Raw genomic sequence first — 2,122 nt, 5'->3', positions numbered from 1 at the left:
CGGCTATGTAGCTATTTTACAGGTGGTTACAAAACAAACAAGGCACCTGTAATGTGCCTTGTTTGTTTAAAGTGTAATAAATTAACCAAATAAACCTTTTAATTTATCTTTAATTTTATCTTTTGCTTTGTCTTTGGCTTTTTCTTTTGCCTCATCGACCTTCTGCTTAGCTTCATCTTTGAGCGTATCACCAACATCTAGCTTTATACCTACATCGTGGAAAGGCCCTTTTATACGTAGTGGTATTTTAAAGCCAGTGCTGTCATCGGTAGTTCCCTGACCTTCGATAGATCCAACTATACCTGTAACCAAACGATAGTTGACCGTTGTTTGCGGTAAATCAACGTCGCCTTCACCTGATATTCTAATAAGTGGGCTGATAAGTGATAGGTCGGTATTTTTGCCAACGCCATTAGTAAAGTTAAAACTTCCAGTTAATGCTGAAAAATCTGTTTGCTCAGATTCTTCAAATCCGGTATCAAGCCCTTCAGATGCAGCACCAAAGTTACCTGAAATGAGTTCCTTACCTTTACGAACCATCTCAGCTATATTTGCACCTTTTACAGCTCCATCAGCAAACTCAAATCCAAGCTTTCCATTAAGCGCACCAATAAACGACTTTTGACTTTGGCCAGTTGTGTTTAGGTTCCAATTTAAAGACCCCTTACCCATTAGCTTGTCAAAACCTGCCGCATCCGTTAATAAAGGCTGTGCATCTATTCCAGCTAAGTCAAAGTTAGTTGATATTTTATAAGGTACTTGCTGTGCGTTTACATTGATAACGCCTTTACCTGACCCTTCATAAGCAGAAAAGCTATCTAGGCTTAGTTTTGCAACGCTATTTTTTAAAGCAACAGTAAATTGATTTGCGCCTAATTTAATATCATTTGCTTTTAATCCACTTGAACGAATCACTACATTTGCATCTAGTGAATTTAATGCACTTAAATCAATTTTAGTGTCATCCCATACTATTGGCTCTGCAGGTTTATCTTCTTGCTCTTCTGGCTCTTCTTGTTTTGCCACTGCTTCAGGTAGATACGGGTTTAAGTCAAGCATACCTAAATCAATATCAGCATTTACTGCTAAACGCTTACCTAGGTTAAGCTCGCTCTTACCTTTTATTTCTAATGCGTCTAACGTCGCAACTAAATCTTCTAGATTAAATTTCTCACCTAGTAGGTGCATTTTACCGTTTACACTAAATCCGTTAAATGCATTGTCTTTAGCGTCTAGCTCTACACCTTGCCATTTCGCAATACTTTTAACAGACTCACCGCTTAGTGCTAACTGACCCTTAATATCTTGGCCTTGCTTAGCTATGCTCCCTTCGAACGTTAAATCAACTAAACGAGAATCTAAGGTTTGTTTAACATTAAAAGTAGCACCTTCAATTGCTTTAGCAGGAGTATCTAATTTTATATCAAGATCAAAACGCTCTTGCATATAAGTAATACCCCCTTTTACTTCTAATGTTTTACGAAGTGAAGGAAGTAAAATAGCGAGTTCTAAATCGCTAATTTGTTGTTTGGCACCTGTTTGACCATCTAGATAAGTAAATGTGCCGCCATAAATAGCAACCTCACCTAACTCAATATCAAAGTTATCTGGAAGCTTTATCGCTTCACCTGATTGGCTCTGCTCTTTTGGTTGCTCTGCAACTGCGTCAAACAACTGCCAATTGGCTTTACCATTTTTGTCGGTTTCTAATAGGATATTTGGTTCGTTTATCACAAACTTATCTAATTTAAACTCACCACCAAATAATGAAAACCAAGGTATGTGTACAGCAAGCTGTTTCATACTCGCCATATCGGCGCGCGAACCTGATTCCATATTTGCAAAATGCACGTCGTTAAGTTCTAACTTTAATGCAGGGAATACGCTAAGTGTTTTATCACCTTTAATAGTAAGAGTGCGCCCAGTTGTTTGTTCTACCTGTTCTGAAACTTTGTTAAAAATAGTATCAGTAGGGATTAAAAACGGTGCGGCAACAATTAGTGCTATACATAGTAAAAGTATTACACCTACAATTTTAAGTAAGGTTTTCATGATCGTCCTTTCAAACGTGCAAATAATGTTCTTATCATAGCGAGTGTTAGCCTTAAAATCATTGTCGTTC

The 2,122-nt window shown here is 37.6% G+C and carries 1 protein-coding gene; it reads right to left on the bottom strand.

Annotated elements, in window-relative coordinates; genetic code table 11:
- Positions 1–81: 81 nt before the first annotated feature.
- Positions 82–2,052 (bottom strand): AsmA family protein, encoded by a 1,971-nt coding sequence (locus tag H5072_RS17665; protein WP_182694295.1) that lies wholly within the window; start codon positions 2,050–2,052, stop codon positions 82–84.
- Positions 2,053–2,122 lie beyond the last annotated feature (70 nt).

The organism is Pseudoalteromonas sp. SR45-5, from assembly GCF_014163565.1.
GTDB classification, from domain to species: Bacteria; Pseudomonadota; Gammaproteobacteria; order Enterobacterales; family Alteromonadaceae; genus Pseudoalteromonas; species Pseudoalteromonas distincta.
Note: the sequence above shows the minus strand (reverse complement) of the source record. Positions and strands in the feature narration are given on the sequence as shown.